Origin of the sequence: Komagataeibacter saccharivorans, assembly GCF_004348195.1 — a bacterium.
In the GTDB taxonomy this organism is placed as follows: domain Bacteria; phylum Pseudomonadota; class Alphaproteobacteria; order Acetobacterales; family Acetobacteraceae; genus Komagataeibacter; species Komagataeibacter saccharivorans.
The window spans coordinates 2833386-2846408 of record NZ_CP036404.1 but is presented as its reverse complement, the minus strand read 5'-3'; the positions used below and the strand labels follow the sequence as shown (position 1 = coordinate 2846408).

General features: G+C 64.6%; 13 protein-coding genes. 4 read left to right on the top strand and 9 right to left on the bottom strand.

Annotated features, from left to right (window positions below):
- Positions 1-107: 107 nt before the first annotated feature.
- Complete coding sequence (locus KSAC_RS13090) at positions 108-1013, bottom strand: S-methyl-5'-thioadenosine phosphorylase (protein WP_102324532.1); 906 nt, start codon at positions 1011-1013, stop codon at positions 108-110.
- On the bottom strand, positions 1003-1818 hold the full coding sequence (locus KSAC_RS13085; RefSeq protein ID WP_132305762.1) for a cytochrome c1: 816 nt from the start codon (positions 1816-1818) through the stop codon (positions 1003-1005). Before KSAC_RS13085 ends, KSAC_RS13090 begins: the two co-directional genes overlap by 11 nt.
- Positions 1819-1988: 170 nt before the next feature.
- Here KSAC_RS13085 and hemF point away from each other — a divergent pair, with 170 nt between their 5' ends.
- A complete protein-coding gene (gene hemF, locus KSAC_RS13080) occupies positions 1989-2897 on the top strand; it encodes an oxygen-dependent coproporphyrinogen oxidase (RefSeq protein ID WP_132305760.1) in 909 nt (302 codons plus the stop codon).
- Between the two features lie 119 nt (positions 2898-3016).
- Complete coding sequence (locus tag KSAC_RS13075) at positions 3017-4105, top strand: hypothetical protein (RefSeq protein ID WP_132306277.1); 1089 nt, start codon at positions 3017-3019, stop codon at positions 4103-4105.
- On the opposite strand, the gene KSAC_RS13070 is transcribed toward KSAC_RS13075, so the two are convergent.
- The 5 genes from KSAC_RS13070 to KSAC_RS13050 all read right to left on the bottom strand — a co-directional run bounded on the left by KSAC_RS13070 (position 4102) and on the right by KSAC_RS13050 (position 9215).
- A complete protein-coding gene (locus KSAC_RS13070) occupies positions 4102-4713 on the bottom strand; it encodes a Smr/MutS family protein (protein WP_102324535.1) in 612 nt (203 codons plus the stop codon). The two genes, KSAC_RS13075 and KSAC_RS13070, sit on opposite strands and share 4 nt — an antisense overlap.
- A gap of 143 nt (positions 4714-4856) precedes the next feature.
- Positions 4857-6269 (bottom strand): cytochrome-c peroxidase, encoded by a 1413-nt coding sequence (locus tag KSAC_RS13065; RefSeq protein ID WP_132305758.1) that lies wholly within the window; start codon positions 6267-6269, stop codon positions 4857-4859.
- Positions 6270-6352: 83 nt separating this feature from the next.
- Entirely contained in the window at positions 6353-7243 is an 891-nt protein-coding gene (locus tag KSAC_RS13060; RefSeq protein WP_102324537.1) for a DNA-methyltransferase, read from the bottom strand.
- 13 nt (positions 7244-7256) lie between these two features.
- Positions 7257-8486, bottom strand: coding sequence for a murein transglycosylase A (gene mltA / locus KSAC_RS13055; RefSeq protein WP_408884733.1), 1230 nt, complete (start codon positions 8484-8486; stop codon positions 7257-7259).
- Between the two features lie 42 nt (positions 8487-8528).
- A complete protein-coding gene (locus tag KSAC_RS13050; protein ID WP_132306275.1) occupies positions 8529-9215 on the bottom strand; it encodes a Tim44/TimA family putative adaptor protein in 687 nt (228 codons plus the stop codon).
- Positions 9216-9419: 204 nt separating this feature from the next.
- Between KSAC_RS13050 and secB the strand changes: the two genes are divergently transcribed.
- Positions 9420-9941 carry a protein-export chaperone SecB gene (gene secB, locus KSAC_RS13045; protein ID WP_110547113.1) on the top strand — a complete coding sequence of 174 codons (522 nt, stop codon included), beginning with the start codon at positions 9420-9422 and terminating at the stop codon, positions 9939-9941.
- Between the two features lie 75 nt (positions 9942-10016).
- Here secB and KSAC_RS13040 read toward each other — a convergent pair whose 3' ends face one another.
- Entirely contained in the window at positions 10017-10757 is a 741-nt protein-coding gene (locus KSAC_RS13040; RefSeq protein ID WP_243705222.1) for a uroporphyrinogen-III synthase, read from the bottom strand.
- A complete protein-coding gene (gene hemC / locus KSAC_RS13035) occupies positions 10747-11823 on the bottom strand; it encodes a hydroxymethylbilane synthase (protein WP_102324541.1) in 1077 nt (358 codons plus the stop codon). Before hemC ends, KSAC_RS13040 begins: the two co-directional genes overlap by 11 nt.
- A 71-nt stretch (positions 11824-11894) precedes the next feature.
- Here hemC and tsaD point away from each other — a divergent pair, with 71 nt between their 5' ends.
- Positions 11895-13019, top strand: a complete 1125-nt coding sequence (gene tsaD, locus KSAC_RS13030; protein ID WP_132305752.1) for a tRNA (adenosine(37)-N6)-threonylcarbamoyltransferase complex transferase subunit TsaD — start codon at positions 11895-11897, stop codon at positions 13017-13019.
- The last annotated feature ends 4 nt before the right edge of the window (positions 13020-13023 follow it).

Genomic DNA, 13023 nt, shown 5'->3' with positions numbered 1-13023 from the left:
TGCAAACGGCCTCAAGGGGCGCCCCGGTAAGGCGACGGGCCGGATACACGCTGTTTCCGGCCCTTTATCCCGCTGCCTGTCTTGCGGCAGCGGGAAAGTCACACCAGTCAAGCGCGGTTCAGCACACGGCCCGCAACCGCATCCAGCTTGGCCAGCAGGGCGGGATCACGCTTTTCGGGTGCGGTAATCAGCGCGTGTTCCAGCGCACGGTCACAACCGGCGTAACACGGCCCACGCTTCGCCCCCAGCCGGGGGATGACCGAACGGACCAGCGCCCGCGCGCGGCTTGCGTTTTCCTGCATCACCTTGACCACGGCATCCACTGTCACGCTATCGTGATCGTCGTGCCAGCAATCATAATCGGTGACCATGGCGACGGTCGCGTAGCAGATCTCCGCCTCACGGGCGAGCTTGGCTTCCGGCATGTTGGTCATGCCCACAACCGAACAGCCCCATGAGCGGTAGAGGTTGCTTTCGGCACGGGTGGAGAACTGCGGTCCTTCCATGACCAGATAGGTACCGCCACGGGTCACATCCAGCCCCAGTTCCCGACACTGGCCTTCCAGCACGTCGCCAATACGCGGACATAGCGGATCGGCCATGCCGACATGGGCCACGCATCCGGTATCGAAAAAGCTCTTTTCGCGCGCGAAGGAACGGTCGATGAACTGGTCGATCACCACGAAATGGCCCGGCGGCAGTTCTTCCTTAAGCGAGCCTACAGCCGAAAGCGACACGATGTCGGTCACGCCCGAACGCTTCAGCGCATCGATATTGGCGCGGTAATTCAGCCGTGACGGCGGCAGCGGATGCCCGCGCCCGTGCCGGGGCAGGAACACGCAGCGCACACCGTCCAGACGACCGAACAGCAGCTGGTCGGACGGCTTGCCCCATGGGGTTTCGACCGTGCGCCACTCCTTGTCCTCAAGACCTTCGATATCATACAGGCCGGAACCGCCGATCAGGCCGATAACCGGCTCGATCTGCTCGTCAGTGGCAGGATTAGGGGACATTGGACCATGTTCTCCGTTTCAGACAGATGGAAAGAATAAGCACGAACACAAGGAACACGACCGCGCCCACCCCCAGCCGGTGGCGTTCGGTCAGGTGCGGCGTCGCCACCCATGCAAGGAAAGTGGTGACATCGCGCGCCTGCTGCGCAACCGTGGCCGGTGTGCCATCGGGGTAGGTCACGCCGCCTTCATGCAGCGGCGGCGGCATGGCGGTCAGTCCCTGCGCGGCATAGGGATTGTGGAACATGCCCTGCGGCACGACCATGCCGGGGGGCGCAGGCTGGCCGTAACCGGTCAGGAACGCATAGATCCGGTCCACCCCACCGGGATGGACCACCGCCAGCCGGGACTGGTCCGGCGGCATCACGCCATGATTGGCCGCAGCCGCCGTTCGGGCATCGGGATAGGGGGAAAGCAGGTGGTCATCCGCGCTGGCCGGGCGCGAAAGCGCGTGCCCCCCGGCATCCACGCCCGCTGGCACATGATGGGCATGGGCTATGGCGTCGACATCGCTTTCCTTCAGGCCAAGGCCCGCAAGGTCGCCATAGGTAACCGATTTCATGCCATGGCAGGCGGAGCAGACCTGCGCGTAAACGGTATAGCCGCGCTGGACCGCGCCCATGTCGAAATGCCCAAGCGGCCCCTGAAAACTCCATGTCTGGCGGGGCGGTTCACGGTAATCGCGCGCCATGGCGGAACCACCTGACACAAGGCCAAGGGCTACAAGACCCGACAGCAGCGCGCCATGGCGCCGTGCGGCGTGCCTGCCGGGCGTATCGCACCGCTGTTGGCCCTGCTCATCCATGTCCGCTCCCGCCACAATTCCGTACCCCTTTTCGCGCCAGTATCCCACGCTGGCAACCTTCCTAGCGGCAGGATGACGGGTCTTGCAATTGCCCGTCTTGCAATAGGCGGGACAAACGGGCACCCGTAATATCCTTTGCGAATGACCTGAACGGGCAGAACGATACGACCATGACAATTTCCCGCACACCAGTCGCCCATGACGCGCTGAAGGACACGGCCCGGACGTGGTTTGAAACCCTGCGCGACCGCATATGCGCAGCCTTCGAACAGATCGAGACCGAAGCCGCTGCCGCCGGCACCCCCACCCTGCCGGGCAAGGAAACACCGGGCCGTTTCGAGCGCACGCCCTGGAACCGCACCAATGAGGACGGCACGCCCGGCGGCGGCGGTGTCATAAGCCTCATGCGCGGGCGTGTATTTGAAAAGGTCGGGGTCAATGTCTCGACGGTAAGTGGCGAATTCAGCCCCGGCTTTCGCGATTCGATCCCCGGCGCATCGGAAGATCCGCGCTTTTTCGCAACAGGCATAAGCCTTGTTGCCCATATGTGCAGCCCGCTGGTGCCCGCGGCCCATTTCAACACCCGCATGATCGTCACCACACAGGGCTGGTTTGGCGGCGGCGGCGACATTACGCCGATGTTTCCCGAAAGCGCCGAAGCCATCAGCGACGGCGAACGGTTCCATGACGGGTTCAGACAGGCATGCGAAAAGCATGACCCCGAATATTATCCCCGCTTCCGCGACTGGTGTGACAGGTATTTTTACCTGCCCCACCGTAATGAACCGCGCGGGCTGGGCGGCATTTTCTATGACCGGCTCAATACCGGCGACCTCGACGCGGATTTCGCCTTTACGCGCGATGTGGGGCTGGGCTTTCTGGAAACCTACCCCGATATCGTGCGGAGCCGGATGATGGAACCGTGGACGGAAGAACAGCGCAAGGCGCAGCTTGTCCGGCGCGGACGGTATGTGGAGTTCAATCTCCTGCATGACCGGGGCACGATTTTCGGCCTGAAAACGGGCGGAAACACCGAAGCCATCCTCATGAGCCTTCCCCCCGAGGTCCACTGGCCATAAGAATAGCCCATGCCCGCCCGACACACCTGGCTCCGATCCGCCCCGACCACCGCCATGCCGCCCGCGCCATGGGGCTGCGGCATGCGGGCGCACGGGACCATGAACAGGCGGGCACAGCCATGATCGGGCGGCGCAACCTTCTGGCCATGCTTCTGGCCAGTTCGGCCGCGGGCATGCGCAGGGCGATGGCATCGGAACTGCCGCCCGAACGCCTGCCCGTGCCCGCTGGCGCGTCCGGCACGCCCGGCCTGCTGGTTGCAGGCAACCAGAGCGCCATGGCCGATCGCTGGAAGCCGGTCCTGCCCCGCACGCTGGCGCAGGGTTTTGGCCTGTCCAGCCCGCTGCCCGTGCGCGACACGGTGGGACAGGATGGCGTGACAGGGGCCAACCTGTTTGATTCCCAGTTCGCATCCGATGGCATGATGGCGCTGGCCGCACCGGGATCGGCCCTTGTCTCCTCACTATGCGGGGATACGCGCATCCATTTCGATTACAGCCGCTGGCTGCCACTGCTGCTGTGCATGACCGTGCCGGTGGTGATCGGGCGGGCGCAACTGCATCGCAGCCTTGGCAATTTCATGCGCGACCGACCCGTGCGCATTGCGGTGTCCACCCTGACCGGCATTGAACTGCCAACCGTGCTGGCCATGACCCTGTTCGGCCTGCGCCCCATCCCGGTCACGGGTCTTGCAACACCTGAGGCCGCCGCCGCGGCCCTGCGCGACAATCAGGTGGACGTGATCCAGATAACAGACCCGCTGGGCACGCCCGACACCACCGCCCTGATCGACGGGCTGGCACAGGCGGATTTTCCCGCCCTGTTTACCCTGAGCACACAGGCCCAGCCCTTCACGGTGCAGGACCAGACGATCATGAGCATGGAGACACGGCTGGGTCAGGATGCCCATTCCGCACTCGGCTCGCTGCTTTATGCGGCATGGAAACCGCTGGCGGGGGCGGCCGCGGTGGATCTGGCGCTGGTGCTGCCCATGCTGACCCAGCCCACGACACTGGCCCGCTGGCGGGCCGCGACGGCGCTGGCCATACGGGACAGCGCGGTGCTCTCCCTTACGCGCGACGCGGGTCGCACGCTCCTGACCGGTACGGACGCTACCGCCGCCCTGCAACAGATTTCAGGCGATACGTCCACCATCATGACCCTGCGCCGCTGGCTGGCGGCAAAGCTGCCGACCTGGCGGCTGGGCTAACGCCCCGTGCCGCGTCCGGCACGGCGCAGCAGCACCCGCACCGCCCCCTGATTGGCGGCATGTGGATGGACAACCGCCAGAATAAGCCGCCCCAGATCACCGCGCCCCAGCCAGAACGGCAGCTCGCGCCGCAGAATGCCGCCATTAAGGCCGCTGCCCAGCCCCGTAATGATTTCGACACAGCGTACGTTGTCGGCGTGTGCCTGTATCAGGAAGGTATGCAGGCGATGGAAGGCCGTCTGCGCCACCTGTCCATGCAGGTCGAGCCTGCGCGCGGGCCGTAGCTTGCCGCTGACGAGGCCACGCCAGCTTGTATCGTCCATTCCCGGCCTGCGCACGCCGATTTCAAACGGGCCGCCCCTGCCCTTCTGCACGGTCACGCTATGGCCGGGGGTTCCGTGCACGCCGTGCATGTTTCCCGCCGCAAGACGCTGCAACTGTTCCGGGGTGGTAAGGGGCGCGTGTTTATCCGTTCCCGCCGCCGGAGTGGCCGCAACAGTGGGAGAAATGTCGGGCGTCGCCTGCCGGGCCGCGCGCAGGGGGGCGATACCCTGCGCGAAGGCCGTCCACAGGGCCGCCTCCTCCTCATTCAGTCTGCGCTGCCTCACCGTCTGATTCCTTTCCCTGGCCAGCGGCCCGTGCACATAGAATCACACCCCGCCGGTCGGGTCCATGTTTTCAGCCATGGGCCACAATGCAAAAACCCTGCCGCATGAACGGCAGGGCCTGCATTTCCCATAGGGGAAAAGGATTACGGGACCGAGTTACGCAGGGTCTCGCCCTGATAACGCCCGGTCAGCGTATTGAGGAAGGCCACGATATCCGCCACGTCCTGATCCGAAATATCGTGATCGGGCGTCTGATAACGCGCCATGTCCCGCACGGCCTGATCCAGCGTCTTGACGCTGCCATCGTGGAAATAGGGGCCGGTCAGCGCGATATTGCGCAGGTTGGGCACCTTGAAGCGTTCCATGTCCGCCGGGTTGTGGGTGACTTCGATACGTCCCTTGTCCGCATCGGTCAGCGGACCGCCACGGGCCGCGAAGTAATTGCCTTCCAGCCCCATCGGCTCGAACGCCTGCCCACCCATGGACGGACCGGTATGGCAGCCAGAGCAGCCAACATCCTTGAACAGCGCGTAACCATGTTTTTCCTGCGTGTTCAGGGCGGCGTCATCGCCCTTCAGGTACTGGTCGAAGCGGCTGTCCGGCGTGATCAGCGTCTTTTCATATTCGGCGATCGCGTCCGTGATCGTGGCCTGATTGATCGCATCGGACCCGAAGGCTGCCTGGAAATCCGCAACATAGGACGGATCAGCCGCCAGATGGGCCGCGACAACCGACCAGTCATGCGATCCCATCTCGACCGGGTTCATGACCGGACCGGCCGCCTGTTCGGCCAGCGTGCGGGCACGACCATTCCAGAACTGGCTTTTGTTGAAGGCGGCGTCAAACACGGTGGGGACATTAATCGGGCCTTTCTGCCCGTTGATGCCCGTCGCGGTCACCAGACCGTCAACCCCGCCATGCTGCAGGCTGTGGCAGCTTGCGCAGCTTAACCCGCCATTGCCCGAAAGCTGCCGGTCAAAGAACAGGCGCTGGCCCAGCGCGACCTTGTGGCTGTCCACCGGAATGGATTCGGGCACCGGCTGCACGGGTTCGCCTGCAAACCGGTCGGCAACGCCCTGTGTGGCGTAATGCTGGCGCCGTTCCTGCGCGATCCACGACAGCATGCTGTCACGCTGCGCCGCCGACAGATGGGCATGCCAGTGCATGAGCAGGTACAGCGTGGGCGGCATGCGGTTCTGGTGGATGACTTCCTCGATGCGGGCCAGAGGTTCCTCATCGGGAACGCCACCGTTCTGCAGGGCCTCGATCACCGGTTCAACGCGGAAATGGCGCAGGCCCTGATCGCGGTCGCGGCTCATGAGGGTATTGGCCACCGGCAGGCTGAAATAGAACGGCAGATCAACCTTCGCCGCGTGGCAGTAGTCGCACCGTGCCTCGCGGATGACGTTCAGCGCCGCCGTGGATGCCGCATCCACCCCGGCCCCCCCCGGTGCGGGCGCCGTCGCATGATCGAAATGGTCAAGATAGGCGACCGTTGCGCCATAAACCACGCCGCCGGCGGCGATCGCCCCCAGCACTGCCTTCCTTACCGACATGCCAACCCCTTCATTCGTTATCTGTGGGGCGTTCTGGCCGATTCAGGGATTATTTGTCAAAATAATCGTTTCAATAGAAACCATCAAATATTTCGATCAGACGCTGCGGTCGTGCCTTCCGCCTCCACCTGCATAGCCTGCCGTACCCGCTGGCGGGCGACATTGACATAAATGGTATCCAGATCGATTCCGATGCCCTGCCCCCCTTCGCGCACGGCGGCAACCAGCGTCGTGCCCGTGCCCATGAACGGGTCCAGCACCACTGGCGCGCTCTTGCCATGCAGGCGGATGCACATCTGCGGCAGCAGCACCGGAAACGTGCCGGGATGGTGGAATTTCTGTGCCTTGCCCTGCACCGTTTCATACGGGATGAACCACGTATCGCCCCGGCAGCGCCGGTCCTGCCGGTGGCCGCGCCGCGCGATATTGGATTTGTCCATGTAGGGCACGCCAATATCCAGTCGGCTGAGCCCCACATTTCCCGTACGGGTCAGGTGGAAAAGATGTTCATGGTTGCGGTTCAGGTAGCGGGGGCTGTTTACCGGCTTGAAATGCCCGTGGGTATCCGTCCCCACCGAAATGGATTTGACCCATGAGATATGGTTCTGCAGCACGAACAGTTCACGCAGCCGGACCATAAGCTCGAACGGCAGCCACGGCTGCGCGGATGAACCGGCCACGTTAAGAAAGAACGACCCGTCGGGCCGCATGACCCGGCGGACTTCCCGCGCCACCTCGACCATCCAGTCCAGATAACCTTCTTCCGCCAGCCGGTCGCGGTAGGTACGGTATTTCAGTCCGATATTATAGGGCGGCGAGGTCACGACAACGTCCACGCTGTCGGCCTCCATCCGGCGCAGGGCACGTACGCAGTCGCCACGCACCAGCAGGTGCGGCCCTTCGGTATAGCGGGTGGTCCGCGGCATGCGCGGAGGAGATGCGCAAGCCTGCCCCGCGCGGGGTCGCCCTGTCATGGTGGTACGCTCTTCACTCCGCGGGACGGGCGGATCTGTGGTGTTTATCTTTCCGCCTGTTCGGGCTGCCACGGGGGACCAGCACGATCATCTGCCCGCCTGAACGCAGGTTTCCTGCCGTCTGGGCCGCTTCGGGTCCCCAACCCATATACAGGTCGGCCCGGTCGGGACCCTTGATGTCGGTGCCCAGATCCTGTGCGAAATCAAGCCGGTTCCACTGCGTCTCATGCCCGTCAACCGGAATCTGCGCCTGCACCCATACCGGGCTTCCAAGCGGAATGAAATCCCGGTCAATCGCCATGGAACGGCCCGGCGTCAGGTCCACACCCAGCGCGCCCGGCGCACCGGCCAGCGCATTGCCCTGATCCAGTTGCCGGAAAAAGACGTAATTCGGGTTCTGTTCCATCATCTGCGTCGCCTGGGCCGGATTCGCTTCCAGCCAGCCACGGATGGATGCCATGTTCACATCCTCGGCCTTCAGCAGTCCCTGTGCGACCATGACGCGACCCAGCGGCACATAGGGCTGGCCATTCAGGCCATCGAAACCCAGCCGGACCACCCTGTCATCAGGCAGGCGCACACGTCCCGCCCCCTGTATCTGCAGGAAGAACAGGTCAACCGGATCGGCCAGCCACAGCATTTCAAGCTTTTTATGCGCCAGCGCGCCCTGATCGATCTGCGCACGGGTCCAGTACGGCACGATCTGCCTACCCTGCCGGCGTCCGGTCACGACATGGCCCTGACTGTCATGCTCGCGCACCAGATCGGGGGGACGACGGTAGACAGGAGTCTGGTAAATGCCGCCACGCCGGAGCGAACCCCGGATTTCGGGTTCATAATAGCCGGTGAACAGCATGCCATCGGCCCTTGTGCCCGCAGCAAGGCGGTAGGGGACGAACCATGTCTCGAAAAACGTGCGGGCCGCCACGCGATCACCTGCGGGAACAGTGCGCGCGGCTTCACACGCTGCCTGCCAGTCCCCTACCCGCCGGCCGGGACGCCTGGCAGTGTCATCTCCGCCAAGTGTGCTGTCGGGGGGCAGGCTCTGGACCTTGTGACAGTCCTGAAGGAAAACCGGCAGGGCCTGTTCAAGCGCATCATCCTGCCAGCCCGCCAGTGCCGCGAAGGTGGTGGGGCCGGACCGGCTCTTCCTGCCGCCCATATCCGGATTGATGATCTGGCAGCCGCACAGCGCAATGACAGCGCATAGCGGCGCAATATGTCTGAATGCTTTCATGGACATGAATGAATCACGGACTTATCGGTAAATTATGGCAGGATGACCTTACGCGCTGCGGCTTGCACCCAGCCGCCAGTCCGCGCCATTGCTGCTTACGCCCAGAATGCGCTCGAATGTCCACAGGTCCGAGAATTCGGTCACGGCATCGACACCCGCCACCGGCTGGCCATTGCTGTCCAGCGTCAGGCTGATCTGGTCGGACACGATCCGGACCTCGATCCGGGCGACCGGATTCGGGGCGGCCGTTTCATCCACTTCCGCATCGACGATGGCAATATCGGTAATATCGCGGATCTCGCTGCGCAGGGTCTCGCCAACCTGCTTGCGGGCCTGTATCGCGGCATCGAAAGTGGCGTAGGTCGCGGCCGTCAGCTTTTCGCGCAGCACGGCAAGATCACCGGTGGCATAGGCCCCCACGATCTGGCGGAAGGCGGGTTCCACCCCTTTGGCGAAGGCGTCCGCCGTGAAACCTGGCTGTAGCGCCCCGATGCGGGCCAGAACGCCACCCACGCGGGTATCGGGTGAAGGAATGTCATAGGTTACGGCAGGCGGCGGCGGTTCGGCGGCTTTTTCAGCTACGGGCTGGACCGGGGGCGGCGTCATGACGGGACGCATCGCCGGTTCGGCCCCGACCCGGCGCCCAAGGATACCACGCAGGCGAAGAACAAGGAAAACAGCCACCAGCCCCAGAATAACCAGATCCAGAGGAAAATGACCAAAAGAGAAATTCATGCCGCGCGTCCATAACCGCAGGCGGGCAAGCCTGCCAGAAATAAGCCTGCCCACAACATAGGCAACGCCCGGAGCCAGCACAATGCGCAAGAGCCGTTAAAATTCCCACGGCTGCTATGGCATCGCCTGCTGGCGCATGCTACGGCCAGAGGATACGAGATTCACTTCTGTTTTCCGCGTATCTCTTGGAGAATGTAGACAAGCATGTCCGACACGACTCAGCCGACCACCCCCGAAAACGGCCAGAGCGCGCCCCCGGCCCTGCCGCTGGCGATCAACCTTCAATATATCAAGGACCTCTCGTTCGAAGTGCCCGCGGGTGCGGAAATCTTCGCGACCCTGCGCACCAACCCGCAGATTTCGGTCAATATTGACGTTCAGGCCAACCGCCTGGAACAGGAACAGCCGGTGTTCGAGGTGATCCTGACCGTCAAGGCCGAAGCCAGCGAACCCCCGCAGAAGGAAGGCGGCCCCGCCGGGCGTCCGGTGTTCATCGCCGAACTGTCCTATGCCGCGATCGCGACGCTGAACAACCCGCCCGCGGAACTGATCGAACCGATCCTGCTGGTGGAAGTACCGCGCCTGATCTTCCCCTACGTGCGCAATATCCTGAGCGAAGTCACCCGTGATGGCGGCTTCCCGCCGGTGGTGCTGCAGCCGATCGACTTCGTCGCGCTGTGGCAGGCCAAGCGCAACTCCTTCGACCAGACGCCGGGCCACGCCTGAACCCATGCGGCGGTAACGCTGCATGACGGGCCGGGAGCGCAGGCTTCCGGCCTTTTTTAATGGATAAAACCGGGTTCAATCCGCGCCGAGGGCGACCAGCATGGCGTCCTGATCCGGGCGTGCCGCGACCATGACCGCCCGCCAGCGCGGGCCGGTTTCAAGGGCGGCAGCTACGTTGGTGGACATGGCGATGGCCTGTACCTCCGCCAGCATGGGGCGCAGCGCCGCATCAAGCGCGGTGACAAAAGCCTGCGCCGTGCGGGTGGAATAGAACATGACCGACCTGACCTGCCCCGCCAGCAGCGCGGCACGCACGGATGCAGGCAGCCGCCGTTCGGGATGGACCGCATAGACGCAGCGCCGCACCACCCGGAAACCCGCGCCACGCAGATCAGTGGCCATTTCACGCCCGTAACCCCGCCCGACGGCCAGCAGCAGCCGCGCGCCCTGCGGCGCAGCGGTGTGGATAAGGCTGGACAGGGCATCCGCCGTGCCCGCCGCCGTCATGACATGATTGAAACCCGCGCTGCGCATACGCGCACCAGTCGCCTGACCCACCACATAGCATGGCACATCGTGCCATTGCGGGTGATTGACGGCTGCAATCGCCTGCCCGCTTGTCAGCACCAGCCCGTCGGGACGCGGGCCATCGGCTGTCAGGGCATGCTGTTCGATACGCAGCATGGGGGCTGCAACGGGGCGCAGACCCAGCCGTGTCACCGCCGCCATGGTGGGCGCAAGGCCCGGCGGCGGTCGGGTAATGATGACGCCGTTACGCGACGCGGCACGGAAAGGCGGGACGCCCCTATTCGGCAAAGATGTCAGCCGGGCTGTCCGCGCGCAGGCTGCGACCGAGATCCCGGCCCAGACGCGCCGCATCCCCCGGTGCGCCACTGATGGAGCGTTTGAGCAGGAACGACCCGTCTTCGCGCGCGACAAGGCCGGTCAGGTGCAGTTCCGGCGCCCCCCCGGCCACGACCGGGATCAGCCGTGCATACCCGCCGATGGGGGTACGGCACGAACCATCCAGTTCCGCCAGCAGCGCGCGTTCCGCCGTGGCGACGGCACGGGCCTCATAATCCTCGATTGCGGAAAGCAGTTCGCGCAGTTCCACATCGCTTTCACGCACGGTCACGCCCACAATGCCCTGCCCCGCCGCCGGTACCATGATGGTGGGATCAAGGATGACATCGGCACGGTCTTCCATGCCAAGGCGGCGCAGCCCGGCATAGGCCAGCAGCGTCGCATCGCACTGACGCGCCGCCAGCTTGTCCAGACGGGTCTGCACATTGCCGCGCAGCAGCCCGAAGCGCAGGTCGGGCCGGACATGCAGCATCTGCGCCTGACGGCGGACGGAGGCACAACCCACCAGCGCGCCCTGCGGAAGGGCGGCATACGGGTCGGCGGGGTCCGGTTCATCACAGTCGGGGCCAAGGATCAGCACATCGCGCGCGTCCTCGCGCTTGAGGGTGCAGGCCAGCACCAGCCCCGGCGGCAGCGTGGTTTCCAGATCCTTGAGGCTGTGGACGGCGAAATCAATCCGGCCATCGGCAAGGGCTTCATGGATTTCCTTGGCGAAAAGACCCTTCCCGCCAATTTCCGCCAGCTTGCGGTTGAGCACCTGATCGCCGGTCGTGCTGATCTGGTGTTCCTGAAACGCGCCCATGTCGCGCAGCACCGGACAGAACCGGGTCAGCACCGTCAGGAAGGCCCGCGTCTGCACCAGCGCAAGCGGAGAGGCGCGCGTCCCGACCTTCAGCGGCAACTGCCGCCGGTGGGGTTCGGCGCGTGTGGTTTCCTTTCGCTGGCGGGCAGCGGCCTCGGCCGCGACTTTCTGTAGCGCGGACGACGGAAACGGGGCTGATGGCTTTGCGGACTCCATCTCGCGTGTCTATTACCACATAACGATAAAGGAAAGATGACATTCCGCACCGCCGGATTGTAAATTGCGCCATGCCCGACGCCACACAGACACCCCCCGAAATGCCAACTCCCGTTATGGCCATTGAATCTTCGTGCGATGACACGGCCTGCGCCATCGTTACGACAGACGGTCGGATACTGGCAGAAACGACATTATCGCAATCCGGCCATGTGCCATTCGGCGGGGTCGTGCCCGAAATCGCGGCCCGCGCCCATCTTTCCGCGCTGCCCGCGCTGGTGCGCGACACGCTGGCGGCCGCGAACCTTCAGCCTCATGATCTGGGGGCGATTGCCGCAAGCTGCGGGCCGGGCCTGATCGGTGGGCTGATCGTGGGGGCCGATATGGGCAAGGGCATGGCCATCGCGCTGGACCGCCCCTTCATTGCCGTCAACCATATCGAGGCCCACGCCCTGACCGCGCGCCTGCCCGGCATCGCCCCCAATGGCGCGCCCTTCCCCTACCTGCTGCTGCTGGTGTCGGGCGGACACTGCCAGTGCATCGCGGTGGAAGGGGTGGGCCATTACCGCAGGCTGGGTGGCACGATCGACGATGCCGCGGGGGAAGCGTTCGACAAGGTCGCCAAGATGCTGGGGCTTGGCTGGCCCGGCGGCCCGGCGGTGGAACAGCTTGCGCGCGAAGGCGATCCGCATGCGGTAGCCCTGCCCCGTCCCCTCATGGGCCGGGCGGGATGCGACTTTTCATTTTCGGGCCTCAAGACCGCCGTGGCGCAGAAACTCCCGACCGAGGTGCGCACGGCCCTTTCACGCCAGCAGGCGGCGGACCTTGCCGCCAGTTTCCAGCAGGCGGTGAGTGACATCGTCATCGACCGCCTTGGCCATGCGCTGGAAATGATGGAGCGTCCGACCACGCTGGTGGTCGCGGGCGGGGTTGCGGCCAATGGCGTACTGCGCGCCCGGCTGCGGGAATTCGCCAGCGCGCATGACCTGCCCTTCGCCGCGCCACCGCTGCGCCTGTGCACGGACAATGCGGTCATGGTGGCATGGGCCGCGATCGAAACCATGCACGCGCGGCGCGACCTCGGCCTGCCCATCCCTGATGACATCGCCATGCGCCCCCGCCCCCGCTGGCCGCTATCGGAAATGGCTGCGCGCATGACGGTGGACGATACGGCCCGGATCCCTGCAGGAGCATGACGTT

Coding starts and splice junctions, on each gene's coding strand:
- tsaD (WP_132305752.1), top strand. CDS start 11,895: ATGCCCGACGCCACACAGACACCCCCCGAAATGCCAACTCCCGTTATG.
- KSAC_RS13065 (WP_132305758.1), bottom strand. CDS start 6,269: ATGTCGGTAAGGAAGGCAGTGCTGGGGGCGATCGCCGCCGGCGGCGTG.
- secB (WP_110547113.1), top strand. CDS start 9,420: ATGTCCGACACGACTCAGCCGACCACCCCCGAAAACGGCCAGAGCGCG.
- hemC (WP_102324541.1), bottom strand. CDS start 11,823: ATGGAGTCCGCAAAGCCATCAGCCCCGTTTCCGTCGTCCGCGCTACAG.
- KSAC_RS13090 (WP_102324532.1), bottom strand. CDS start 1,013: ATGTCCCCTAATCCTGCCACTGACGAGCAGATCGAGCCGGTTATCGGC.
- KSAC_RS13060 (WP_102324537.1), bottom strand. CDS start 7,243: ATGACAGGGCGACCCCGCGCGGGGCAGGCTTGCGCATCTCCTCCGCGC.
- KSAC_RS13075 (WP_132306277.1), top strand. CDS start 3,017: ATGATCGGGCGGCGCAACCTTCTGGCCATGCTTCTGGCCAGTTCGGCC.
- mltA (WP_408884733.1), bottom strand. CDS start 8,486: ATGTCCATGAAAGCATTCAGACATATTGCGCCGCTATGCGCTGTCATT.
- KSAC_RS13050 (WP_132306275.1), bottom strand. CDS start 9,215: ATGAATTTCTCTTTTGGTCATTTTCCTCTGGATCTGGTTATTCTGGGG.
- KSAC_RS13085 (WP_132305762.1), bottom strand. CDS start 1,818: ATGGATGAGCAGGGCCAACAGCGGTGCGATACGCCCGGCAGGCACGCC.
- hemF (WP_132305760.1), top strand. CDS start 1,989: ATGACAATTTCCCGCACACCAGTCGCCCATGACGCGCTGAAGGACACG.